This window comes from Streptomyces triculaminicus (assembly GCF_017349075.1).
GTDB classification, from domain to species: domain Bacteria; phylum Actinomycetota; class Actinomycetes; order Streptomycetales; family Streptomycetaceae; genus Streptomyces; species Streptomyces triculaminicus.
In genome coordinates, this window is sequence record NZ_JAFMOF010000004.1 from 999,550 (window position 1) to 1,024,086 (window position 24,537).

Below are 24,537 nucleotides of genomic sequence, written 5' to 3' on the forward strand. Positions count from 1 at the left end.
AGGGGGCATAGTGGAGCGCGAATACAGCGACGCACTGGAGGGTCTCGTCGGGCAGTTCGAGGCGTGCGCCGAGGGCGGCGGCGGTCAGCTCGCCCTGGTGACCGGCGGATTGGCGAGCGGTAAGACCCATCTGGCGCACGCCTTCGCGCGGCACACGACGCGCAACGGCGCGTTGCACCTCATGGCGACCGGCTCCCGCGCGGAACGCGACTTCCCCGGCGGGGTCCTCGACCAGCTGTTCCGCAACAGCCGCGTGCCCGCCGAGACCGCCGCCAGAGTCACTCGGCTCCTCTCCGAACTCGCCGACCCCGGCACAGGATCCGGCACCGCATCCGACGCCGGCCCCGGCATCGCCCCGCCGCACGCCGAGGCACGCGTCCTGCACACCCTCTGCGTCGAACTTCTCGAACTGGCCCGGCAGCGCCCCCTCGTCGTCAGCGTGGACGACATTCAGTTCGCCGACGCCTTCTCCCTGCGGCTGGTCCTGCACCTGCGCCAGCGCATGGCCGCCGCACCCGTGATGATCGTGCTGACCGAATGGAGCTGGGGACTGCCCACCCTGTCGCGGTTCCACGCCGACCTCGCCCGGCAGCCGTACCAGCTCGTCGAGCTCACCGCACTGCCCGTCGCCGCCGTCGCGGCAGGGCTCGCCGAGCGGACCACCCCGCAGCAGGCCCAGGACCACGCGGCGCACGTCCACCGGCTCGCGGGCGGCAACCCCCTCCTCGTACACGCCCTCACGGAGGATCTGCGCAACGGCCGTCCCGTCCCTTCCGCCACCTGCGCCGAGGCCGGTCCCGCGTTCACCCAGGCCGTGCTGAACTGCCTTTACCGCTGGGACGGCGACCTGCTCAGCGTCGCCCAGGGCATCGCCGTCCTCGACGAGCACGCCTCGGCGCCGCTTGTCGCGGAGCTGATGTCCCTGCCCGCCGACCGGGTCGGTAGAACGCTCAACGCCCTGGCCGCCGCCGGGCTCGTGGACGGCGCGCGGCTGCGCCATCCCGTGGCCCGCACCGTCGCCCTCAGCCCCCTCCCGGCCACCGAGCGGGCCCACCTCCACCGCACAGCGGCAGAGTTGCTTCAACACCGGGGCGCCGACCCCGTCACCGTTGCCGAACACCTCATCACCGCCGGCTCCGCCGACCCTTGGGCGACCGGCGTCCTGCGCGCGGCCGCTGCCCGCGCCACCGCCTACGACAACGTGGAACTGGCCACCCGCTGCCTCGAGCTCGCCATGGACAGCTGCTCCGACCCGGCCGGCGCGGCCGCCCTGCGCCACACCCTGGCCCGCACGCTCTGGCGCGTCGAGCCGGCCGCCGCCGCCCGCCACCACGCCGCCGCCCGCACCGCGCTGGACCACGACGGCCTGGCCGTCCGCGACGCCCTGCCGCTCCTCAAACAGGCCCTCTGGCAGGGCGACCTCGACACGGCACGGGGCGCTCTCCGCACCTACACCCAGCAGGCCGCCGACGACGAGCGCGACAGTTACGCGGAGGCCGAACTGCGTCTCGCACAGCGCTGGTTCTACGGCGCCACCTTCACTCGCGGCCCCGGCGCACCGGACTGTCGCGAGAAGTGGTGCGCGCGCGGCCCGCACACCGAGGACCCGTGGACCCGCGCCGTCGACGCGGTGTGCGACGGGATCTCGGGAAGCACCGCGAAGAACGCCGTGGCCAGCGCCGAGCACATCCTCAAGAGCTGCCGGCTGGGCGAGACCTTCCTGGAGGTCGTCCTCGCCGCCCTGCTCACCCTGATCCGCGGCAACGGCCTGGAGCGGGCCGCCGAGTGGAGCGACAAGCTGTACGCCGAGGCCGTGCGGCGCGGTGGGCTCACCTGGCAGGCCGCACTCGGCGCCGTACGTGCCGACATCGCCCTGCGGCGCGGTGAACCGGGCACGGCCGCCGTCCACGCCCGGACCGCTCTGGACCTGCTGGCACCCCAGAGCTGGGGGGCGCTGCGCGGCTACCCGCTCGGCACCCTCGTCGCCGCGCACACCGCCCTCGACGACCCGGACGCGGCCGAGGAAGCGGTGCGCCAGATGCCCTCCGACTCCTTGTCCCCCACCGTGTGGAGCCTGACCTTCCTGTACGCGCGCGGCCGCCACCACCTGTCCGTCGGCCGGGTCCTGGCGGCGGCCAAGGACTTCCGGAACTGCGGCGGCCTCGCCCAGGAATGGGACCTCGATTCCCCCGAACTCGTGCCGTGGCGCAACGGCCTCGCAGAGGTGAACCTACGACTCGGCCGCACCGTCATCGCCCGCGACCTGGCCAAGCAGCAGCTCGACCGCTACCGGGGCACGAGCCTGCGCACCCAGGGCGTCTCCCTGCGGCTGCTGGCCGCCACGGCCGAACCGCCGCAGCAACCCGGGTTGTTGCGCAAGTCCGTCAGCCTGCTCGAAGCCTCGGGCGACCGCATGGAACTGGCGCGCTCCCTGGCAGACCTGAGCGTGGTCCTGCGGAGCATCGGTGAACTCGACGAGGCCCGTGCGGCGTCCTGGCGCGCCGCCCAGGAGACCAAGCTCTGCCGGTCCGCCATCGTCCGCCCCGAAGCGCCGGCTCTCCCCGAGCAGAACCCGCTCGCCCACACGCACTCCGGCATCCCCGCCTCGGACACCCCCGGTCCGGGATCGTCCGAGACCACCGAGATCTCCCTGCTGAGCGACGCGGAGGGCCGGGTCGCTCTGCTGGCGGCGCGCGGGTTCAGCAACCGCGACATCAGCCAGCAGCTGTTCATCACGGTGAGCACTGTCGAACAGCACCTGACGCGCGTCTACCGGAAGCTCGGGGTGAGCGGACGACGCGGCCTGCTCACCCTGCTGCCGAACCCGCAGCGCCAGTCCGTCTGAGCGGGAGCGGCCCCGGGCCCACGTGCCATGCACGCGGGCCCGGGGCCGGTCACCGCCGGAGCCACGGTGGCGTCCTGGCCGGTGACTCCTCCTGGCGGGTCACGCGGCGAACAGGTCGAAGGTCGAGGTCCGCTGGGGGCCCGAGGTCACATTCAGCAGCGGGTCCACCGCGAGCATCGCCTGGTGCAGCCGCTGGAGCTGGCGCGACGGCTCCACGCCCAGGTCCTCGATGAGCCGCGTCCGCAGCCTTTGGTAGATGCTGAGCGCCGAGCCTTGCCTGCCCGAGCGGTAGAGCGCCACCATGGCCTGCGAGTGCAGCCCCTCGTGATGCGGGTGCCGGGCCGTCAATTCGGTGAGGTCGACGAGGAGTTCGGCGTGCCGACCGAGACGAAGGTCGGCGTCGATGCGCCGCTCCACGGCCACCAGCCGGCTCTCCTCCAGGCGCATGACCTCGATCTCCAGGATCGGCCCGACCTTCAGGTCCACCAGCGCGGGCCCGTTCCACAGGTCCAGCGCCTTGCGGAACCGCTGGGAGGACCGTTCGTTCTCGCCCGCTTCGAACGCGACCCGGCCCTCCGCGACCAGCAGTTCGTACTCGTGCATGTCGACGCAGGCCTCGGGGATCCGGAGCAGGTAGCCGCCGTGCCGGGTGGCGAGCACCTCCTTGGCGTCGCCCGGCGCGTCGGGCCCCATGGCCTTTCCGATCCGCCGGCGCAACTGGAGGATGTACGACTGGAGCGTGGTGATCGCGCTCTGGGGCGGACGCATCCCCCAGATCTCCTCCATCAGCGTCTGCATGGGAACCACGCGCCCCGGGTAGAGGGCAAGAAGTGACAGGATCTGCCTTGGCTTGGTCGCCGTCGGAATGATTGATTCCCCATTGACATCGGCAGCCAACGGCCCCAGAAGCTGAATCTTCATGTTCCCCTCGTACCTTCTCGGCGGTCTCCGGCGGCAATCAATCGCGCCACCATTCGCAAACTAGTACTAGCCCGAGGAGGCCATGGGTCATTTCAAGCGCCCCTCTAGCGCTCCGCCACCGCAGAAGCCGCACAGCTCACAAAAGCTCACATGCGAGCGCTCTCGCGGGTGTACCCGCGGTAGCAGAGGAGGGGCTACGGGTGCGTCCCAGGACGCCGACGCACTCCGGGACTGCGTGCGGCACTACGTCACCGAGCAACTCGGCCGCCCCGCGCGACGGGTTGATTGTGGATGACACCGACTTCGTCAAGAAGGGCACGATTTCGGCCGGTGTCGGCTCTCGCTCACGTCTTCCCGGCCGCCCTCGCAGCCCAGGCCGCAGCCCGGCACTGCCACTACCGAAGAAGAACCAGCAGCACCTTGGGTCCAATCCGATGTCAAGGGTTGACCAGTTGGTCATGGCATGTATTCTCTAATTGAGAGATCGTTTAGGAAGACCTCGGTAGACCCCGGAGGGATCCTTGTTAGACCGGTTCGGTTGGCGGCTGCAAGTTAGCGATCCAGTTACTGTCAGTGGACGTATCTATAACGAGGCCTACCTTCACGGGTACACGGTTTCATCAGAGGGCTCGCTCGTGATCGTGTAGCTGTTGAATTACTCACTCCGCCCTCGACGCGTCGGATGGGCGACCGAGCGGCGTAAACGGCTGATGAAGCGTGTCGCTAGCCAGGCGAATTCCCAGCATTGACTGAGCGAATCTCGCCGCGCCCCGGCTCGGGAGAACCTGACCGCCGCCCGCGCCGACTTTCAACACCGCCCTCGCGCGCCTGCGAGCCCCCGCAGAGCGGCCCTTCGCCCAGCTCAAGAGCCGGCGCATGCCGCACAAAATCCACATCAGCCCCGGACGGGGCACCGTCCTGCTGCACGCGCTCCTCGCCGTCAACCAGCAACGGCGCTCGCTCGCAAGGACGTAGGCGATGCCGAGGTCGCCGATTCGACCATCGTCATGATGACGTAGGAAACCGATTCCGTCCCTGACTCTTCACAGAGATACAGCAGCGACGACAACTCACTGAACAAGGGAACAATCTTGTCTGAAACACTTTCCGGTCGGCATATCGAAATCGCCTGGCCCGACCTGGGTATCACCGTGACCGCGGAACTCGACGGCCGCAACCCTGAACTTGCCGACGCGCTGTGGGAGGCGTTGCCCTACCAGAGTCTGCAGGGACACGCGCTGGTGGCGGGACAGCATCTGTATCACGCGGCTCCGATCCCGTCGTTGCTGCATCTTTCCGCGTCCACTCGGATAGCAGATCGACGCGAGGCGCCCGACGGGACCGTATTCTGCTCCGCGCTTCAGCATTTGGGCATCAAGTACGGCACGTTGACCGAACCGATGCCGGCATCCCCGGTGGGCCGGATCCGGCAGGAGGATATGCCCGCACTCCTGGAGGCCGGGCAGGCGACCTGGGATTCGGTCTATTCGACGAAGAAGGCGATCCTGGTGGAGGTCCGCAAGGCAGGAACCGAAGGCGGCCACCGTATTCCGCATTTGACCGCCGCCGACCCCGACGCGAAACGTCTCATCCACGACGTGTACACCGCGACCGAGCGGGCTTGGCTGTCCGCACCGCAAGAGCTCGCTGATCTCCACGAGGGGGTGATCCCTTCCGGGGCAGGGAGTTTTGAGACGGTGTTGCCCACTCTGCTTTTCGTCAACGGTGAGACCCGCCCGCTGGGGTATGCCACCTACGGTGGTCTGGTCCGGGCCGCGGTCCAGGACATGCCGATGGATTCATTGCGTCACATGGCGCGCCTGCTGGTCGGTCTTCCGGCCGAGTTTCTGGGCTACTGCGGCCTGGAGCAGCTCTGGAGTTTTACCCAGCGCTTCCTGAACTGCCTCGACCAGCTCGATCGCGACGATTTCCTGAGCGTGGTGAGCCAGCTGGCCCTCTACGTCAACTGTTTGGGTGGTTGGAATCTGCACCTGTACCCGTGGGACACCGGAAATCACCTGCGCCAACTGCGCTCCAGTGAATCGGTCCACCAGTCGTGAGCCAACTCCCCGAACGCACGGACGCCCTCGTCATCGGTGGAGGCGTCATCGGCAACTCCATAGCGTGCCAGCTCGCCGAGGCAGGCGTCGGTACCGTTCTGCTGGAGCGTGGCGCGCTCGGATCGGGATCGTCCGGGACCACCGCGGGCGTTGTGCGTACCTACTTTCCCGGCAACGCTCTCATCAGCAGCCTTGCCGTTCGGAGCCTGTCGGCCTACCACGCCTTCGCCGAACGGACCGGAACCGACCTCGGCCTGAAGCGTATCGGCTTGCTCGTGCTGTTCACCGACGAACACCAGGTGCAGGACTTCCGACACACCCAAGCTGCCCAGCAGGCAGCTGGAGTGGACGTCGAACTCGTGACCGCTGCTGAAGCGGCGCGCCTCAACCCGCTGGTCGACGAGCGAACCGTTCTGGCTGCGGCCTGGTCGCCCGAGGCCTACGCCTGCGATCCCGCCGCGATCGTGCGCGGCTATGCCACAGCCGCCCAGCAGGCCGGCGCCATCCTGCGGACGGAAACACCCGTCACCGGCATCGGCCCGGATGGGCGGGTCCACACGCCTGCGGGCAGCATCCGCGCCGACACCATCGTCTGCGCGGCAGGCCCCTGGGCGGGAACGGTCGCCGCCATGGCCGACGTGCACATTCCTGTGACCACATACCCCGTCGAAATGCTCCTGACCGACTCCCCCGGTAGCGCCCCGCGCAACGCTCTGCCGATGACCATGCACCCGTCCAGCCTGCGGATTCGAAGCTGGGGAGACCGCATCCTCATCGGAATGGGCCGCCCCGCTCCGGACGAATCCCGACAGGCCTGGCTGCAACGAGTGTCACACCGCCTCGGCACGACCTTCCCGACCCTCGCCGGCAACGGCCTCGAGCACGGGTGGAGCGGAGACCTCGACGTCAGTCCGGACGGGATGGCTTTCATCGGTCGCGATGACTCCCGCCCGTTCCTCTACGCGGCTGGATTCTCCGGTCAGGGACTGTGCCAAGCACCCGCCGCCGGAGAGATCATCCGAAACCTCGTGCTCGGCAAGGAGTCCTGGATCGACACGGCCGGCCTCTCCACCGCCCGCTGCCTCAGTGGTTCGGCCGAGACCGGATAGGAACGCAAGCAGTCGCCGGGCATTTGTTCAATTATTTCGAGAGGAAAATCCATGGTCGAGCACACTGGCGGAGAGTTCGTTCGGGAGATGATGCGGTGGCACTTCAGCCCGGAGACCGGGTCACCGTTCTGGCTGAAACGGGCCGAGACCCTCGACTTCGATCCGCTGACCGATGTCCGGGATTTCGACGATCTCGGCTTGTTTCCCAATGTGGTGGACGAGCTGCGCGATGTCGGCGTCCGTGGCCTGATTCCCCGTGGCTACGGTGACGAGCACGGGGCGGCCGTCTACGAAAGCGGCGGTACCACAGGGCAGCCCAAGCGGGTGATGTACGCCGCGGAGTGGCATCGGCGCAGCGTCGAATGGTTCAGTGAGCGACTGGATTCTCACGGCGTGCCTCGAAATGTCGACTGGCTCAGTGCGGTTCCCAGCGGGCCGCACAATGTCGGAGCAATGGCGGCCGATGCCGCGATGACTCGGGGTGGGCTGAACTTCAGCATCGATCTGGACCCGCGATGGGTGAAGAAGCTGCTCGCGCAGGGCCGGACGGACATGGCCGACGCCTACACCGATCATCTCCTCGAGCAGATCGGCTACATTCTGGCCAGCCAGGATGTGGGAGTCCTCTTCGCCACCCCGCCGATGCTGGAGCGCCTCGCGCAGCACGACGATCTGGTCGAGTTGGTGAACCGGAAGGTTCGCGCCATCATCTGGGGTGGTACGCATCTGGACGCTGACACCCGAGACCTGCTGCGCGACGAGGTGTTCGGAAGCGCCAAGTTGGTCGGTGGATACGGCGGCACGATGATGCTGGGGACATCGGTGGAGCGACCCGGCCTCGGTGACGACGAGCCGTGCGTGTTCGACTCCTTCGCTCCGTACACCACGTTCCGGGTGATCGACCCCGACACCGGCCAGGTTGTTCCGTACGGCGAGCGCGGGCAGATAGTCGTGCATCACATGAGCCGATCCGCCTTGTTGGTCAACAACATCGAGCGGGACTACGCAACCCGGATCGCACCGGTGGATGGCGGCTTCGGTGATTCGGTCGCAGACGTCGCACCCGTGGCGTCCTTCGGCGATACGACGGTGATCGAGGGCGTGTACTGATGCTGTCCCTGGACGTTCTCGGCCCCGGCGGCCCCTATCGGTCCCGGCGCCAGGAGACCATTCGAGATCTTGCCGGAAACACGGTCGCGACACTGAGTCTCGCGCCCTCGCTCTACATCACCCGCGCGATAAAGTCCCTGCGCCGAGCACCGGCGCTACCGGTCGACGCGCGGATCGCGGCGTTCGCACAGGCGGCCCGGGCTTTCGCCACTCAGCCGATCGCGGGACTGACGGTGCAGGAATATCAGCACACCGTCAGCGCGGTCACCGGGATACCGATCACGGTGGTGCGCAATGCCACCGACGATATTGCGCGGGCCGCCGAGCGGATCCACCACAGCGTGGAGAACGCGCGGCCGGCCGGTGCGGTCAGCTCCTGGCGCGATCCGCGAACCCGGGACGGTGCGGCCGTGTGGACCCGGCGCGGTGCGGTATTCGCCGTCCATGCGGCGGGCAATCACCCTGCGGTGCACCAGGGCTGGTTCGATGCCCTCGCGCTCGGCTATCGCGTTGCCGTGCGTCCCTCCCGTCGTGAGCCGTTCACCCCATATCGGCTGGTCACCGCCCTGCGCGAGGCCGGTTTCGGCGACGAGGGAATCGCGTTCCTGCCCACCGACCACAACGTGGCCGACGACATCCTCCGGCACGCCGACTTCGGAATGGTGTACGGCGGTGCGGATGTCGTGGGCAAATATGCGGGCGATCGGCGCATTCTGCCGCAGGGTCCCGGGCGCTCCAAGATACTCATCACCGCCGAAGCCGAGTGGGAGCCGATCGTCGACACCATCGTGGAGTCGATCAGCAGTGGTGGAGGCGTCGGTTGCGTCAACGCCACCGGCGTACTGGTCGAGGGCGACCCCTCCCCCGTGGCCGCGGCGATCGCCGAACGCCTAGCCGCGCTGCCCAGCCTGCCCGCGACGGACGAACGCGCGGTCCTGCCCGTGCAGCCCGTCGGTCTCGCCCGTCGGTGGGACGCATATCTGCGGCAGCGGGCAGCGGGCACCAAGGCGTGGCTCGGCGGCGACGGTATCGTCGACGATCTCGGCGATGGTTCCGCGGTGCTCCGACCGGCGGTGCACCAGCTCGACAGCCCGTTCGCCGAACAGCTCGGGATGGAGTTGGGCTTCCCCTGTGCGTGGGTCGCACCGTGGGACCGCGACGCCGGGATCCGGCCGCTGCGCGACACCCTCGTCCTCACTGCCGTCACCACCGACGCGAACCTGATCGACGACTTGGTGGCCGAGCCGACCATCGCCAACGTCTACGTCGGCGACCATCCGACACCCTGGATGGAGCACGGACTGCCGCACGACGGCTACCTCGCTGAATTCCTCATGCGCACCAAGACGATTCGATGCTGACCCACGTGGGTGCCGTGCCGAGCACGGCACCCACGGGCTGCCGAGGTCAGCGGTGGTCCACCAGGTGCGACGTGTCGTTCAGCGATTGCACCGACGTATTCCCATCCCCGTAATAGGCCACGGTCGACAACGAGGCCGCCGACAGCTCCATCCGGAACAGCGACTCGGGCGGCGCGCCCAGTGCCAGCCGGACCAGCGTCCGCAACACCCCGACATGCGAAACGACCAACACCGTCTGCCCCTCGTACCGCGCCAGGAGCCGGTCCCGCGAGACCGAGGCCCGGCGCGCGATCGCGGTGAACGTCTCCCCGGTTCCGCCCGGCACCGCCGCCGGAGAGCTGAGCCACGCTGCCAGCTCGTCCGGGTAGCGCTCGCGCACCTCGGTGAACGTCAGTCCCTCCCAGGAACCGAAATCCGCCTCCGTGAGCCCTTCGTCGACTTGGACTTCCAGGCCCAGCCGTCGTGCCGCTGCCTCGGCCGTCTGCTGGGCTCGGCGCAGCGGTGAAGACACCACCACCTGGGCCGCGCCACGTGCCGCGAGCACCCTCCCGACGGCCTCGGCCTGCCGTCGCCCGGCCTCCGACAACACCGGATCGGAGCCGCCGCTGCCGGACAACCGCTTCTCCGGTGTCAATGCCGTCTCGCCGTGGCGTAGCAGCATAAGGGTCGTGGGGGCGCCCCGGTCGGCGAGGGCAAGATTCACGCCGGCCGCTCCGCCGCCGGCTCTGGAGCCGATGCTCATCGGGTCACCCCTTTCCGCATTGTGGTGAAGTGTGCAGGTCAGCGTAGCGCGGCGATGACCGGCGCGAAGTTCTCCATGTTGTATTCCATAACCGTGAAGTAGGTGATTCCGTAGCGTTCACGGCGTTCCTTGAGTTGTTGCGCCATCTCCGCTGGGGTTCCGATCAACACAGAGGGCAGATCCTCGGGGCTGTGCACGGCGTCGGGCGGCAGCGGCGCGAACCTGTCAGGTATGGTGGCGCGTTCGGAAGGCGGAATCACCTGCTGGACCATGATATTCAGCTCCACGGCGTCGGCGCGGTCACCGAGTAGGCCGCGCACATAGGCGACCCGTTCTTCCGTTTGCGCGATTCCGGCCAGATGGAGCACATCACCGGTGGTGTTGGCCCAGCCTCCGGTGAAGGCGATGATGTCGGCGTGCGCGGCGGCTAGCCGCAGCAGCCGGTCGCCCCAGCCCCCAATCAGCAGTGGTGGCCCGGAGGCTTGGGCTGGGCGCGGTTGACATTCCGTGTCCGCAAACAGAGAACGCAACGTGGTGACAGTCTGTTCCAGCTGTTCGACCCGCCTTCCGCCGCTGGGGAACGGTATCCCCGCGGTGTCGAACTCGGCCTTCACGTAGCCTGCGCCGAGCCCGAGTTCCATACGCCCGTCGACGAATTGGTCGGTGCTCGCCACGTCACGCGCGAGGAGGACGGGGTTGTAGAACGGCGTGTTCAACACGAACGTACTCAGCCGTACTCGTTCGGTCGTTTCGGCTGCGAGCACCATTGCTGGAAACGGCGCGGCGAACCCCAGATGATCGGCCACTCCGACTACATCGAAACCGAGTTCCTCGGCTCGGCGGCACTTCGCGCTCCACTCGCGTCGCGAAACGGGAACGAACATGTTGACACCGAAGCGGAAAGGGCGCTGCGAAGGCATGATGTCTGTATACCACACGTTGATCATCTCGTCATCCCGCTGGGCGGGGCGAATTCATCTCGAACTGCCCCGGCCGACGACGACTATGACGACTTGTCAGAAAGATGGAGAGCGCCCTGACGGAAGGAGCCCGAAGGGTCGGCTTGTTCCGCCACACGCTCACCCACGAGCCCGCGGGAACTTCGACCTGACTCGGCGTCAGCGGAGCGCGTGTACGCAAGCCGGGCCAGCAGAAGCACATCGACGCCGGCGGCCAGGCTCAGACGCCGGAGGAGACCTCAGCCTTCTCGTTTGACCCCGCGTCCTTTCCCTCGGCCGCCGCCAGCCTGCGGTTGCGCTGGACCGAGGAGAAGAAGGACCAGCCGATCAGGACGACGCCGACGAGGCCCGTGATGACCTCGTGGATCTCGTACTGGATGGTGACGAGAAGGATCACGGCGAGGGCGCCGATCGCGTAGTGCGCGCCGTGCTCCAGGTAGACGTAGTCGTCGAGGGTGCCCTGGCGGACCAGGTAGACCGTGAGCGAGCGGACGTACATCGCGCCGATGCCGAGGCCGAGCGCCATCAGGACGATGTCGTTGGTGATCGCGAAGGCGCCGATGACGCCGTCGAAGGAGAAGGACGCGTCCAGGACCTCCAGGTAGAGGAACATGAAGAACGCGGCCTTGCCGGCCATCACGACCGCCGGGACCTTCTTGCCGCTCCTCTTGGCCTCTTCCTCGGCCTCGTGCTCGCGCTCCTCCTCTTCCTCGAGCTTGTTCTCGAAGTAGCCGGAGAGTCCACCGACGATCAGGTAGGTGATCAAGCCCGCGATGCCGGCGATCAGGACGCTCTCCGTCTTGTCCGCATGGATGCCGCCGTGCTGGTGGGCGTTGGTGGCGAAGGTCATCGCGGAGACGAGCAGCACGATGAGCGCGATGCAGACCGAGAGCATGTCGACCTTGCCGAGCTTGGCGAGCGGACGCTCCAGCCGGCCGAGCCACTTGATCTCCCGGTCCTCGAAGAGGAAGTCGAGGAAGATCATCAACAGGAAGATGCCACCGAAGGCGGCGATCGACGGGTGGGCGTCGGTCACCAGCTGCTGGTACTTGTCCTTGTCGTCGAGCGCGAGCCGTACCGCTTCGATCGGACCGATCTTGGCGCTGATGGCGACGATCACGACCGGGAAGACCAGGCGCATGCCGAAGACCGCGATCAGGACGCCGACGGTGAGGAAGATCTTCTGCCAGAAGGCGTTCATCTTCTTCAGGATCCCGGCGTTGACCACGGCGTTGTCGAAGGACACCGAGATCTCGAGGATGGACAGGATCGCCACGATCCCAAAGCCGGTCCATCCCCCGTACAACGCCGCCGCGACCAGGCCGAGCGCGGTGACCGCTAACGACGAGCCGAACGTTTTCAGAAGCACTGACTACCCAATCGTTGTGTACGGGGCTCCCTCGCGCCGTACCTGGCTTTACGAAACATTGACCCCGAAGTCTAGATCGATGCCTCGCAGCCCTGACACATACCCCGGGCCAACGGCGCGGAACTTCCACTCGTCGCAGTGCCGTTGGAGCTCGCCGGAGAACATCGCCGGCTCCGTGGAAGCGTCTTCGCCGAGGTCATAGCGGGCGAGCTCCTGGCCGTCGGCCTGGTTCACCACGCGGATGAACGCGTTGCCGATCTGGCCGAAAGTCTGCCGCCCACGCGATCACGGACTGTCCGTGGACGTGGAGTACCGCGAAGGACTCCCCCACCCGCACCGCGCCCGGGTCCGCTGGTTCGACCCCGCATCACGCAAGCGCCCCTCCCGCTCGCGGATGCTGCCCACGGCCGACGGCTCTTCACCGGACCGCGCGGCGGGCGGATCACCGCGGCCATCCTGCGCGACGCCACCCACTGGGACGAGGTCGTCGTCCGCCTCGGCTACGAACACCTGCGTCGCCACGATCTGCGGCACACCGGGCCGACCTGGATGGCGGACGCCGATATCCGTCCACACCCTCCGCGAGATCGCCGTCAGGTGATCAACACGAAAAAGCCTCTGACCTGCGGTTTCCCGCAGATCAGAGGCTTCTTTCATACCGTCGGGACGGCGGGATTTGAACCCACGACCCCTTGACCCCCAGTCAAGTGCGCTACCAAACTGCGCCACGTCCCGGTGCTTGTCCGACCTGGGCTTTTGTGCCCTCGTCGACCGCGCATGAGAACAATACCGTACTTCGCGCGGTGGTCGTGCACGCCTTCGGCGGCCTCGGCGCCGGCGGCGCCCGGCGCCGCCTCCATCCCGTTTCCTCCCAAGATCGTCCACGCCCCTCCGGTCCGGGTGCGGTGTTGACCCGGCACCTGCGCGGCGTGCGACCATCGGGCCTCGGATGTAGCTGCCGCCTCTCGCAACTCCCCTGGCTCAGGAGGACAGTTGGACACGAGCAACTCCCGTGGCGCACCCCCCGACGCAGCCACCGGCGCACCCCCCGGCACACCCCGGAGCGTCTCCCGGCGCGGGTTCCTGCAGACGGCGGCCGGGACCGCCGCGGTGGTGGGGGTGGGCGTCGCGCTGCCCGTGGGCGGCGAGGCGGTGGCGGCCCCGGGGGCGGGGGCGGGGCGGCGGGGGTGCTGTCGTTCAGTGGGGCCACCAACGGTGCCGGGACGCTCTCGCCCGCCGGTGACCGGCTGGTCGCCGAGGTAGAACGTGCTGTGGTCCGTTCCGCGCAAGGGCGGCGAGGCGGTCGCGATCACGCCGGCCGACCTGGAGCCGACGCGGCCCGTCCACTCCCCCGACGGCCGGCGGCTCGCTGTCTGCGCCTACCGGGGCGGCGGCTTCCATATCTGGGTGCTGAACACGGACGGCTCGGGGCTGCGGCAGCTGACCGACGGCCCCTGGGACGACCGGGGGCCGTCGTGGTCGCCGGACGGGCGGAAGATCGCCTTCGCGTCCGAGCGCGGAGGCGACCCGGTGGCGGGCAGTCCGTACCGCGTGTGGGTGATGGACGTGCGTACGGGATCGCTCGAGCGGGTGACGGGGTGGCCGGGCAGGAGGGGCCCGGGCAGGGCGGGGCGTGGGAGGACTTCGACCCCGTGTGGTCCCCGGACGGCAGGCGGCTGCTGTTCGTGCGGGGACGGGTCGTGGAGGGCGCGCTGCAGGCGCGCACGATCATGTCCGTGCCGGCCGACGGGCGCGGGCCGGTGCGGGCCGAGCACACCGAGACCACCGCCGCGCAGGTGATGACTCCGGCCGTCTCGCCCGGCGGGCGGCTGGCCTACCTGCGCGTCACGGCGGCGCCCGCCGCGTCCTGCACGCTCGTCGTGGACGGGGCCGCCGTGCCCGTCGAGGGGGACGTGGCGCCCGTACCGCCGCGGTGGGTCTCGCACGACGAGCTGTTGCTGACCGTGAGCGGACAGTTCCGCGTCGTCCGGCCGGGTGTGGGCGAGGGGGCGCAGGCGGGGCCGCGCACGCCCGCCGACTCGCTTCCGCACCCCTCGGCGGCGCCCGCGCCCACGCCGCCGGCGGTCACCATCCCCTTCACCGCGAAGCTGCCCGTGGACCGGCCCCGCTACGACGTCAAGCGGTTCGACTTCGGGGGCGAGGGCGTGCGGCCGGTGCGCGCGCTGCATCTGCCGGCCCTGTCCCCCGATGCCCGACGGGTGGCGTTCGCCGCGCTCGATGCGCTGTGGATCGCGGACGTGGCCGGCGGCCGGGCGCCCCGGCGGGTGGTGAGGTCGGCCCCGGGCCGGTACGTACTGGCGCCGTCCTGGTCCCCGGACGGGCGGGCCCTGGTCTACGCCGACGACCGTGACGGGCTGCTCGCCGTGCGCCGCCACGACCTCGCCTCGGGCGAGGAGGAGGTGCTGGCCGACGGCGGGCGGGTGTTCCCCGTGCTGTCGCCGGACGGGGGCCGCCTCGCGTGCCTGGACCTGTCCGGGAACCTCGTCGTGCGCGATCTGGCGGCCGGCACCGACAAGGTGCTGGCGGCGCCGCTCGGCGCGGGCGGCCTGCCGGGCAGACCGAGCTGGTCGCCGGACGGCCGGTTCCTCGCCCTGTGCGACCGCAATCGACTGAACCAGCGGTTCCGGGAGGGCTACAACCTGATCCGCGTCGTCGAGGCGGCCACCGGGGCCGCCCGGCTGCACGCGATCGCCCCGCACGCCTCGGTCTCCGACCGCTACGACTCCGGGCCCGTCTGGTCCCCCGACGGCCGCTCCATGGCGGTGATCAGCGAGTCCGCGCTGTGGCTGCTGCCCGTACGGGCCGACGGAACGCCCGACGGCGAGCCGCGCCGGCTGACGGACGAGGCCGCCGACCACCCCTCCTGGTCGGCCGACGGGCGCCGGATCCTCTACCTCTCCGCCGGCCGCCTGCGGCTGCTGGAGACCGCCGGCGGCTCCGCCCGCACGGTCCCCGTCGCGCTCGACTACCGGCGCCCCACCCCGGCCGACACCGTCGTGCACGCGGGCCGGCTCTGGGACGGCACGGGCACGACGGTGCGCGAGGACGTCGACCTCGTGGTGCGCGGCGGCCGGATCGCCGCCGTGGAACCGCACCGGGCCCGGCGCGCCGCGAAGAACACGGTCGACGCCTCGCGGCGGACCGTGATCCCCGGGCTGTGGGACGCCCACACCCACCCCTGGCTGAGCACCTACGGCGGCCGGCAGCCGGCGTCGTTCCTGGCCTACGGGATCACCACCACCGTCTCCCTCGGCGGCTTCGCCTACGAGCAGGCCCGCCTGCGCGAGGCCGTGAACGCCGGCGCCATGGCCGGCCCGCGGCTGCTGACCTCCGGGGAGCTGCTGGACGGCGGGCGGGTCGCGTACAGCATGGGCCGCGCCCACCGCACCCGCGAGGGGCTGCGCCGGTCGCTGACCCGGGCCGCCGCCCTGGACTGGGACTTCGTGAAGACCTACGTCCGCGCGCCCGGCTGGGTGATGGAGGAGGCGGCCCGCTTCGCGCACGAGCGGCTCGGGGTGCGGGCCGGCAGCCATCTGTGCTCCCCCGGCGTCCAGCTGGGCCAGGACCTGACGACCCATCTGCAGGCCACCCAGCGGCTGGAGTTCGGCCACGCCACGACGGCCACCGGGCGTGCCTACCAGGACCTGGCGGAGATCTACACCGCCACCGACTTCCGCCTCGTGGCCACGCTCTTCACCTCCACTCCCCTGCTGGGCGCGGACCCCGCGCTGGCGAAGGACCCCCGGGTCACCGAGCTGATGCCGCCGTGGGACGTGGCGGTCGTCCAACAGACGGCCGCCAAGGCGCCCACGGAGGAGCAGCTGGCCACGCTGCGCCGCGAGGTCGACGTCTCCCGCCGGGTGCTGTCCGGCGGCGGGCTCGTCGCCCTCGGCACGGACGCCCCGCTGGTGCCGGTCGGCCTCTCCCTGCACATGGGCCTGCGGGCCCTGCACCGGTACGGGGGGTTGTCGCCGGCCCAGGCGCTGAGCACCGCGACGGTGCTGGCGGCACGGGCGTACGGCGCGGAGCGGGACCTGGGCACGCTGGAGGCGGGCAAGCTCGCCGACGCCACCGTGATCGACGGCGACCCGTTCAGCGACTTCGACTCGCTCGTACGGACGACGTCGGTGCTGCGCGGCGGGGTCGCGTACGAGCAGCGCGAGCTCGTCGGCGCGTACGAGCGGGCCGGCGGCGCGGCGCCGCGCGTGGGCGGCCGGCCCGGCGACTGGCTGGAGGTCGGGCGGCAGCTGCGGCGGGACTCCTGCTGCGACATGGAGCACCTGCTGGATCAGCTGGGCCACTGAGCGTGCGCTCCCCCGGGAGCGCACGCCCCCGCGGCGCCTACTCGTTGATCTGGTAGGAGTCGCCGTAGACCTTCCACTTCAGCGGCGGCACGAGGTCGAGGTTGCCGCTCTCGAGGAAGACGCGCTGCGCGGTGTCGACGCGGCTGGTGTCGTTGTGCGCCTCTTCGCCCCGCATGGCCTTCTTGCGGGCGTCGAGGAAGGCGTTCAGGTAGGTCTTCTCGTCGCCGCCCTGGGCCGGGGGCTTGGCCTTGGCCAGGGCGGCCTTGCGGATGCCGCCGAAGCTGTTCTTGCCGCTGCCGGGGCCGTGCATGACGCTCGCGTCGTAGTAGGCGAACTGGCCGAGCGCGCGCAGCCCGTCGTCCTTCGCCTGCTTGACGGCCGGGTCGAAGTAGACCCGGTCGCGCTCGGACTCCTGGGCGTCCTGGAAGGCCTTGTCCTGGGCGGCCTTGTGCCAGGCGTCCTCGAAGGGCTTGCCGAGGCCGGCGTGCGAGGCGGTGCCGTCGACCTTGCGCAGGGCGGGCAGGAAGGGCGCCAGCGGGTTGCCGGGCTTGCGCTGGGTGTAGTGCTCGACGAGCTCGAGCATGTCGCCGGTGCCCGAGCAGAAGCCGATGATGCCGGCGGTGTAGCCGCGGCCGTCCTTGATGTCCTCGATATAGGTGAACTGGGCCCGCCAGTCGAGCGAGGAGTTCTCCGCGCTCGACACCAGCCGCATGGCGATGTCCTTCTTGTGCGGCTCGTCCAGGCCCGGCGCCGCCGCGTCCGCGTGCCGTATCGCCACGGTCGGCGCCGGCGCGGACGCCGACGCGGAGGGTGCGGGTGTCGCCTGGCCGGTCCCCGCCAGGGCGAGGGAGGCGGGGAGGGCTACGGCCAGGCCCAGGAGGGCGGCGCGCACCGGCTTCTTCGAGGGGCGTGCGGACATGCGAGGCTCCGTTCGTTCCCGATGGTCGGCCGACCCGATGGGTCGGCTGAATGTTAGGAAACTTTCCTAACCGACCTCGGCATTGAAGCGACACGTCCGCTTACCTGACAAGGGGTCATCCCACCCCCTGGGTAAACGCGCCAACGCCGCGCGGGACGACCGCGCTACGCCTGGAGGAGCACCTCGGCCGTCTCCGGCTCCTCGGCCGGACGCTCGCCGTCGCCCGTCGTCGGCGCCGCGACCGCCCGCCACCACGGCTCCAGCGGCAGCCCCACGGCCGGCTCGAACGGCTGGCCGGGCCGGGGGGCGACGACCCGGGCGCCCGCGCGGCGGCCGGCGGCGAGCGTTCCCTCGGCCGGCTCCTCCCAGGGGTGCGGGGCGAGGTTGAAGGTGCCCCAGTGGATCGGCAGCATGACGCCCAGCGCGGCGTCGCCGCCCTGCAGGTCGGTGTGCGCCCGCATGCCCTCCTCGGGGGTCATGTGGATATCCGGCCAGAATTCGCTGTAGGCGCCGATCTGCACCATCGTGGCGTCGAACGGCCCGTACTGCGCGCCGATGCCGGCGAACCCGGGGAAGTAGCCGGTGTCACCGCTGTGGAAGACGCGGTGCTCGGGGCCGGCGACCACCCAGGAGGCCCACAGGGTGTGCTGGGTGTTGCGCAGCGCCCGGCCGCAGAAGTGCCGGGCGGGGGTGGCGGTGAGGGTGAGGCCGGCCACCTCGGTCGACTCGTGCCAGTCGAGCTCGGTGACACGGTCCGCGGGGACGCCCCAGTGCTCGAGGTGGGCGCCGACGCCCAGCGGGACGACGAACGCCGTGCCGGTCCGGGCCAGCGCCCGGACGGTCGGCATGTCGAGGTGGTCATAGTGGTCGTGGGAGATGACCACGGCGTCCAGCGGGCCGGTCTCGGCCAGTGGTACGGGCACCGGGTGCAGCCGCCGGGGGCCCAGGTGGGCGAACGGCGAGCAGCGCTCGGACCACACGGGGTCGAAGAGCACCCGCGCGCCGTCGATCTCGGCCAGCACGCTGGAGTGGCCCATCCAGGTCAGGCGCAGCCCGGAGGCCGCGGGCACGGCCAGGTCGGCGACGGTGGTGGGGTGGACGGGCACGGCGTGGGCCGGGGCCCTGCGCAGGCGCTCCTCCTTGCGGAAGTACGTGGGCAGGAACTTCAGCATGGAGCCGGACGGGGTCCGCCGGGCGCCCTCCGGGTTGACGAACACGCCGCCCTCGAAGTTCGGCGACCGCCTGATGCGCGCCATCCGCTCCCCTGCCGGGTCCGCGCCGAAGGCGTCCGGCCGCAGCGAGTCGAGTGGTGAGCGGGTCGGACGGGAGCCGGTCACGGCGCCTCCAGGGTGAAGTCGGCAGGTCACCCCATTATCCGTCCGGGAAGGATCACCGCGGCGCGGGCCCTGCGCCAGGCGGCCCGCGACGCGTCACCCGTGGGCGCGACGCGTACGGCCGGCCGGGCCCACCCCCGTCGACCGGGGCCCGGACGGCGTCGTACGCACGGCCGGGGGCCAACTCTGCACGCTTCCTCGCACGGTCGCATCCGAATTTCCCGGCGGCCGTCGTTTCCCGGCGGCGCCCCGGCGCGGCCGGCGTCACAGCCCGCTCACCCGCAGCGTGATGTTCAGCCGCCCCGTCAGCCCCAGGGCGGGGGGCGCGGTCCCGGGCAGGACGCGCGGCACGCCGTGATAGGCGCGGCGCGCCGGGCCGCCGAAGACGAGGAGGTCTCCGCTGCGCAGCTCGACGTCCGTCCAGGGGCGGGTGCGGCCGTCGGTGTTGCCCAGGCGGAAGACGCAGGCGTCGCCGAGGCTGAGCGAGACGACGGGGGCGTCGGACCTCTCGTCGCCGTCGCGGTGCATGCCCATCTTCGCGGCGTGGTCGTAGAAGTTGACGAGCGCGATGTCGTACGCCTCCGGGCCGGCCGGCCGCCCGTACGCCCGGGTCACCGCGTCCCGGGCGAGAGCGTCCAGCCAGGGCGGGAAGGGTTTGACGGGCGCGCCGTCGCCGTCGACGACGGTGCGGGCGTAGCCGTAGGGGAACCAGTGCCAGCCCAGGCAGACCGTGCGCACCGACATCAGGCCACCGCTCGGCATGCGCACGGTGCGCAGGCCGGCGGGCGGCCTGGCCCACTCGCGGCAGGCGGCGAGGAGGCGGAGCTGGGCGTCCTGGTCCAGCCATCCGGGGAGGTGCACCGCGCCGGGCGCGATCTCCGCCGGGGGCCGGGGGAAGAGCTCACCGTCGTCCATGCGACCACCCTAGGACGGGCCGCTGACACCGGCCCTGACCTGGGAGTTTCCTGAGGGGGCGGCGGTCAGCCCTTGCGGCCCACGCCTCCGTAGAAGATGGTGTTGCTGAGCTCCTCGGGGCCGGGCACCGGTCCGTCCGGCCGCCACAACGGCACCCGGACCAGGCCGGGCTCGAGGAGCCGGAAGTCGCCGAAGAGCGGCTCGATGGCGGCCCGGCCGCGCAGGTTGAGGGCGGCGGTGGCGTTCTTGTAGACGTCCAGGACGCCGTCCCGGGCGACGGTGTCCGTACGGCCGGCCGCGTATCCCTCGTACGGCTCCCCGGTGGCGTGGGAGAGGACGAGCATGCTGCCGGAGGGGAGGGCGTCGCCCAGGGTGGCGACGATGCCGGCCGGGTCCTCCTCGTCCTTGACGAAGTGCAGGACGGCGACGAGCAGCAGGGCCACGGGCTCGTCGAAGTCGATGAGCCCGCGGACGACCGGGTCGTTCAGGATCGTCTCGGGCCGCCGTACGTCCGCGAGCGCGAACCCCGCGCCGCCGGCGTCGGTCAGCTTCGCCCCGGCGTGGGTGGCGACGATGGGGTCGTTGTCGATGTAGGCGACGCGCACCCCGGGGTCGGTCTCCCGGGCCACCTCGTGGGTGTTGGGTGAGGTGGGGATGCCGGTGCCGATGTCGATGATCTGGCGGATGCCGCCGCGTACCGCCTCGTGCACGGCCCGGCGCATGAAGGCCCGGTTGGCGCGGGCGGACAGCCGCACCTGCGGGTGGGCCGCGATGACGCGCTCGGCGGCCACCCGGTCGACCTCGTAGTTGTCCCAGCCGTCGAGGTAGTAGTCGTACATACGGGCCGGGTGCGGCCTGCTGGTGTCGATCTCCTCGGCCGGGAAGCCCTGCTCGCCCGCGCCTATGCCGGGCATGCTCTGCTCGATCACGCCGTGTTCCCTTCGGTGCGCATGCAGATGTCGACGCATGCGGAGGTCCACGCATGCGGAGGTCGCCGGGCCGCCTCGTCCCGCGGCCGGGCGGGGCGCTAGTCCGCGCTCGCGCGCGGGCCCGCCAGCAGGAAGTCCGCCTCGCCGGCCTTCGCGCCCCGGATGAAGGTCTCCATCTCGTGACGCGTGTAGATCAACGCGGGGCCCCCGGGGTCGGTGGACTGTCTCAGGGCCACCCGGCCGTCGCACAGCCGCATGACCTCGACGCAGCTGCCGCCGTTGCCGCCGCTCCACGGCTTGCTCCAGCCCTCGGTGCCGAGGTCGGTCGCGGGCATGCCGTTGTAGACGCTGTCCAGATCCATGGTTCAGATCTCCTTACGAAGGCCACCCAGGATTGCCTTGGTGGTGTGTGCCGGCGCGGCCTGCGCGCACATCCGGTCCAGCGCTTCCAGGAAGGACGAGACGTCGTCGCGCTGGTCGAAGTACGAGGCTCCGACGAGGTTCTCCGCGTAGGCGATGTCCGGCAGTTCCTGGATGGGGAACCGGAAGATATGGAAGGGGCCGTACATCGCCGGGTGCGGCCCGGCGGCGAACGGCATGAACTGCAGCCGTACGTTCGGCATGTCGGTGGCCTCGACGAGCCGGTCGAGCTGGGCGCGCATGACGTCCGGCCCGCCGATGGGCCGGCGCAGCACGGTCTCGTCCATCACCACCCACAGCAGGGGCGCCTTCTCCCGCGTGAGCAGGCCCTGGCGTTCCCGGCGGACGGTGACGGCGCGCTCGACGTCGGCCTCGCGGGCGTGCGGCATCCCGGCGCGGAGGACCGCGCGGGCGTAGTCCTCGGTCTGCAGCAGTCCGGGGATGTAGTGGGGTTCGTAGGCGCGGATGAGATTGGCCTCACCCTCCAGGCTGACGAACGCGCTGAACCACTCGGGCAGGACGTCGCGGAAGCGGTGCCACCAGCCGGGGCGGTTGGCCTCCCGGGTGAGGGCGAGGAAGCCCTCCACCTCCTCCGCGTCGAGGACCCCGTAGACGCGGAGGAGCTTCTCCACGTAGGGGATCTTCAGCCCGACCTCGGCCTTCTCCATCCTGCGGACGGTGGCGTGGGTGACGTCGAGGGCACGGCCCGCCTCCTCGTAGGAGAGCCCGGCCTTCTCCCTCAGGTCGTGCAGGCGCTTGCCGAGCACGACCCTCAGGACGGTCGGAGCACCCGTCGGCCGCGAGTCCGCCACTGTCCACCCCCTCCAACTGCCGTCATATGCCTGCAGTGTGCCACGCGGTCTGTCGACCCGACAGACTGTCCTTACGATTCTGCAATTTGCAGATTGAACCTTGCCACAGACGATCGACATCGCACATAGTTGCGGAGTGCTCCCCTCCCACGACGCACCCTCGCTCGCGTTCCGCGGCGGCTCTTTCGCGGCCCGGCTGCAGGACGCTTTTCACTTCCCGGCCCTCAACACCTCGGTGGCGGAGGCGCGACAACGAGTGCTCGCGCGGCTGCGGGAATGGGGAATCGACGAAGTCGCCTGCGACGACGCCCAGTTGGTGGTGTCCGAACTGGTCACCAACGCGGTGCGGCACACCGACAGCGACAAGGTCAGCTGTCAGCTGCGGGTCGGCGGAGCGGCGCTGCGCATAGAGGTCGCCGACCGGGGGCACGCCCCGACCCAGCCCGTCGCCCGGTGCAGCGGGACGGACGAGGAGAGCGGACGGGGCCTGCTGCTGGTCGGGGCGCTGTCCCAGGCGTGGGGCGTACGGCCCGACGACGACGGCAGAGGCCGCGTCGTCTGGGCCGACGTGCCGCACCGGCGGCTCGCCCGCTGAAAAGCCTTCCGGGGCCCTCGCGGGCCCCGGGCGTCACAGCGGCAGCAGGTCCGGGCGCTTGGGCTCGACGTTGTCGCCCGAGGACTCGCCGCGCAGCCGGCGGCCGATCCACGGCACAAGGTACTCGCGGGCCCAGTGGACGTTGTCCCGGCGCACCTCGGCGGCCGAGCGCTGCTCCTCGGTCGGCCACTCCTGGTCGGGGTCGGCCGGCACCTCCAGACCGAGGACCTGGGCGGCGCGCAGGGCGACGCGGGTGTGCCCATCCGCCGACAGGTGCAGGCGGTCGTCGCTCCAGGCCCGCCGGTCCTGCACCGAGCGCAGCGACCACAGGTCGAGGACCGGGCAGTCGTGGCGGTCGGCGATGGCCCGCACATGGGCGGTGTACGTCGCGATCTTGCCCCGCAGGTGGCGCAGGACCGGAACGCCCCGGGTGTCGAAGCCGGTGCACAGCAGGACCGTTCCGACCGAGCCGGTGAGCCGGACGACGGCGGCCTCGTAACGCTCGGCCACGTCGTCGGGGTCGCTGCCCGGCCGCAGGATGTCGTTGCCGCCGGCGCAGAAGGTGACGAGGTCCGGCCCGAGCTCCTGGGCCCTGGGGACCTGCTCCTCGACGATCTGGTCCAGGAGCCGGCCGCGGACGGCGAGGTTGGCGTACGTGAACGAGTGCTCGGGCTGCTGATCGGAGAGGAGTACGGCCAGTCGGTCGGCCCAGCCGACGAAGGCGCCGTCGGGTCCTGGATCCCCGACGCCCTCGGTGAAGCTGTCCCCGACGGCTGCGTACGACCCGATCGCGCCGATGGCGCGCTTGCTGAAGGAATTCGAATCGTCTGCCACGTCAGTGCATCTTTCACCTTCAGGAGTGACCTACGCCACCGTAACCAGGGGTTGACGTGCCGTGATGTATCCCACCCCGGCAAAATCGCCGCTCCCGGAATACGATTTGGCGTCACCCCCGACGGCCCGTCGCCGCCATGATTCCGAGGAGCGCCCGTGACGCAGACGCCACACGTCCCGTCCACCGAGCCCGAGCTGGCGGGAGTGCGCAACTTCCGTGACCTGGGCGGCCTGCCGGCCGCCGGCGGGCGGAGTGTACGGCCCGGCGTCCTCTTCCGCAGCGGCCACCTGGCCCACGCCACCGAGGCCGACACCGCCTTCCTCGCCTCGCTGGGCCTGCACACCGTCTTCGACTTCCGCAACGCCGCGGACATCGCGCTCGAGGGCCCGGACGTGACGCTCCCCGGCGTGCGCAACCTCAACATCCCGCTGTCCGACCCGGCGGACGGCAGCGAGTTCTGGCGGATGGTCCGCGACGGCGACCTGGACATACTGCGGTCCGTGCTGGGCGAGGGCCGTGCGGCGGGCCGGATGGCCGCGTCGTACCGCACGATGATCACCACCCGCACCGCCGAGCACAGCCGGGTCCTGCACACCCTGGCCGACGAGTCCGTCCCCGCCCTGATGCACTGCGCCGCCGGCAAGGACCGCGCGGGGCTGTCGATCGCGGTGACGCTGCTGGCCCTCGGGGTCGAGCGCGAGGCCGTCGAGGCGGACTACCTGGAGTCGAACGCGCCGCACCGGCGGTACCGGGTGCGGCGCGGCGACGGCACGGACGGTTCGGCGTCCCCGGAGGTGCTGGAGCTGCTGTCGCCGCTGTTCGAGGCGCGGAGCATGTACCTGGCCGCGGCGTTCGCGGCGATCGACGAGCGGTGGGGAGGCACCGAGCGGTACCTCTCCGAGGGGCTCGGGCTGGCCCACCACACTCGCGACCGGCTGCGGGAGCGGCTGCTCGGCGACTGAGGCCGGGGGTGAGGG

At 70.6% G+C, this 24,537-nt stretch carries 18 protein-coding genes, 1 tRNA gene and 3 pseudogenes; 9 read left to right on the plus strand and 13 right to left on the minus strand.

The genetic code is table 11. The annotated features are described in order from the left end of the window. The first annotated feature begins 10 nt into the window (after positions 1–10). Positions 11–2,845 carry a helix-turn-helix transcriptional regulator gene (locus J1792_RS27515; protein WP_143587707.1) on the plus strand — a complete coding sequence of 945 codons (2,835 nt, stop codon included), beginning with the start codon at positions 11–13 and terminating at the stop codon, positions 2,843–2,845. A gap of 99 nt (positions 2,846–2,944) precedes the next feature. On the opposite strand, the gene J1792_RS27520 is transcribed toward J1792_RS27515, so the two are convergent. Then, the gene (locus tag J1792_RS27520; RefSeq protein ID WP_086571433.1) at positions 2,945–3,766 is read right to left on the minus strand and encodes an AfsR/SARP family transcriptional regulator; all 822 of its coding nucleotides are present in this window, start codon (positions 3,764–3,766) and stop codon (positions 2,945–2,947) included. A gap of 1,091 nt (positions 3,767–4,857) precedes the next feature. Here J1792_RS27520 and J1792_RS27525 point away from each other — a divergent pair. The 4 genes from J1792_RS27525 to J1792_RS27540 are packed head-to-tail and all read left to right on the plus strand — an operon-like array spanning position 4,858 to position 9,406. Further along, positions 4,858–5,826, plus strand: coding sequence for a cucumopine synthase-related protein (locus tag J1792_RS27525; protein WP_207248406.1), 969 nt, complete (start codon positions 4,858–4,860; stop codon positions 5,824–5,826). Further along, positions 5,823–6,935 carry an NAD(P)/FAD-dependent oxidoreductase gene (locus J1792_RS27530; RefSeq protein ID WP_086571429.1) on the plus strand — a complete coding sequence of 371 codons (1,113 nt, stop codon included), beginning with the start codon at positions 5,823–5,825 and terminating at the stop codon, positions 6,933–6,935. Before J1792_RS27525 ends, J1792_RS27530 begins: the two co-directional genes overlap by 4 nt. Positions 6,936–6,986: 51 nt before the next feature. Then, positions 6,987–8,045, plus strand: coding sequence for an AMP-binding protein (locus tag J1792_RS27535; RefSeq protein WP_086571427.1), 1,059 nt, complete (start codon positions 6,987–6,989; stop codon positions 8,043–8,045). Next, a complete protein-coding gene (locus tag J1792_RS27540; RefSeq protein ID WP_086571425.1) occupies positions 8,045–9,406 on the plus strand; it encodes an aldehyde dehydrogenase family protein in 1,362 nt (453 codons plus the stop codon). The genes J1792_RS27535 and J1792_RS27540 overlap by 1 nt, the downstream gene beginning before the upstream one ends. Before the next feature lie 46 nt (positions 9,407–9,452). Here J1792_RS27540 and J1792_RS27545 read toward each other — a convergent pair. The 5 genes and pseudogenes from J1792_RS27545 to J1792_RS27565 form a co-directional block, all read right to left on the minus strand. Continuing rightward, a pseudogene (locus J1792_RS27545) lies at positions 9,453–10,100 on the minus strand (histidine phosphatase family protein); the annotation flags it as partial. Positions 10,101–10,186: 86 nt separating this feature from the next. Next, positions 10,187–11,068, minus strand: coding sequence for an LLM class F420-dependent oxidoreductase (locus J1792_RS27550; RefSeq protein WP_086571441.1), 882 nt, complete (start codon positions 11,066–11,068; stop codon positions 10,187–10,189). Positions 11,069–11,327: 259 nt separating this feature from the next. Next, positions 11,328–12,476 carry a DUF475 domain-containing protein gene (locus J1792_RS27555; protein ID WP_086571423.1) on the minus strand — a complete coding sequence of 383 codons (1,149 nt, stop codon included), beginning with the start codon at positions 12,474–12,476 and terminating at the stop codon, positions 11,328–11,330. Between the two features lie 48 nt (positions 12,477–12,524). After that, a pseudogene (locus tag J1792_RS27560) lies at positions 12,525–12,749 on the minus strand (TerD family protein); the annotation flags it as partial. Between the two features lie 388 nt (positions 12,750–13,137). Next, a tRNA-Pro gene (locus tag J1792_RS27565) sits at positions 13,138–13,211 on the minus strand. A 258-nt stretch (positions 13,212–13,469) separates the two neighbouring features. On the opposite strand from J1792_RS27565, the gene J1792_RS36135 reads away from it, so the two are divergent. Both J1792_RS36135 and J1792_RS27570 read left to right on the plus strand, forming a co-directional pair. Next, positions 13,470–13,739 carry a twin-arginine translocation signal domain-containing protein gene (locus J1792_RS36135; protein WP_443742778.1) on the plus strand — a complete coding sequence of 90 codons (270 nt, stop codon included), beginning with the start codon at positions 13,470–13,472 and terminating at the stop codon, positions 13,737–13,739. After that, positions 13,667–16,801: pseudogene (locus J1792_RS27570) on the plus strand (amidohydrolase family protein); the annotation flags it as partial. The gene J1792_RS36135 and the pseudogene J1792_RS27570, both read left to right, overlap by 73 nt. A gap of 37 nt (positions 16,802–16,838) precedes the next feature. Here J1792_RS27570 and J1792_RS27575 read toward each other — a convergent pair. The 6 genes from J1792_RS27575 to J1792_RS27600 form a co-directional block, all read right to left on the minus strand. Continuing rightward, positions 16,839–17,720 carry a chitosanase gene (locus J1792_RS27575; RefSeq protein ID WP_207248407.1) on the minus strand — a complete coding sequence of 294 codons (882 nt, stop codon included), beginning with the start codon at positions 17,718–17,720 and terminating at the stop codon, positions 16,839–16,841. 164 nt (positions 17,721–17,884) lie between these two features. Next, positions 17,885–19,057 (minus strand): MBL fold metallo-hydrolase, encoded by a 1,173-nt coding sequence (locus tag J1792_RS27580; RefSeq protein ID WP_207248408.1) that lies wholly within the window; start codon positions 19,055–19,057, stop codon positions 17,885–17,887. 261 nt (positions 19,058–19,318) lie between these two features. Beyond that, on the minus strand, positions 19,319–19,969 hold the full coding sequence (locus tag J1792_RS27585) for an alpha-ketoglutarate-dependent dioxygenase AlkB family protein (protein WP_207248409.1): 651 nt from the start codon (positions 19,967–19,969) through the stop codon (positions 19,319–19,321). A gap of 65 nt (positions 19,970–20,034) precedes the next feature. Then, positions 20,035–20,883: an SAM-dependent methyltransferase gene (locus J1792_RS27590; protein ID WP_207248487.1), complete on the minus strand. Its 849-nt coding sequence runs from the start codon at positions 20,881–20,883 to the stop codon at positions 20,035–20,037. A gap of 113 nt (positions 20,884–20,996) precedes the next feature. Next, the gene (locus J1792_RS27595; RefSeq protein WP_086574570.1) at positions 20,997–21,260 is read right to left on the minus strand and encodes a DUF397 domain-containing protein; all 264 of its coding nucleotides are present in this window, start codon (positions 21,258–21,260) and stop codon (positions 20,997–20,999) included. A 3-nt stretch (positions 21,261–21,263) separates the two neighbouring features. Next, positions 21,264–22,130 (minus strand): Sco1979 family transcriptional regulator, encoded by an 867-nt coding sequence (locus J1792_RS27600; RefSeq protein ID WP_207248410.1) that lies wholly within the window; start codon positions 22,128–22,130, stop codon positions 21,264–21,266. A 100-nt stretch (positions 22,131–22,230) separates the two neighbouring features. On the opposite strand from J1792_RS27600, the gene J1792_RS27605 reads away from it, so the two are divergent. Beyond that, positions 22,231–22,725, plus strand: a complete 495-nt coding sequence (locus J1792_RS27605; protein WP_242646629.1) for an ATP-binding protein — start codon at positions 22,231–22,233, stop codon at positions 22,723–22,725. 33 nt (positions 22,726–22,758) lie between these two features. On the opposite strand, the gene J1792_RS27610 is transcribed toward J1792_RS27605, so the two are convergent. Beyond that, positions 22,759–23,559, minus strand: coding sequence for an SGNH/GDSL hydrolase family protein (locus tag J1792_RS27610; RefSeq protein ID WP_207248411.1), 801 nt, complete (start codon positions 23,557–23,559; stop codon positions 22,759–22,761). A 156-nt stretch (positions 23,560–23,715) separates the two neighbouring features. On the opposite strand from J1792_RS27610, the gene J1792_RS27615 reads away from it, so the two are divergent. Beyond that, entirely contained in the window at positions 23,716–24,522 is an 807-nt protein-coding gene (locus J1792_RS27615) for a tyrosine-protein phosphatase (protein WP_207248412.1), read from the plus strand. Positions 24,523–24,537 lie beyond the last annotated feature (15 nt).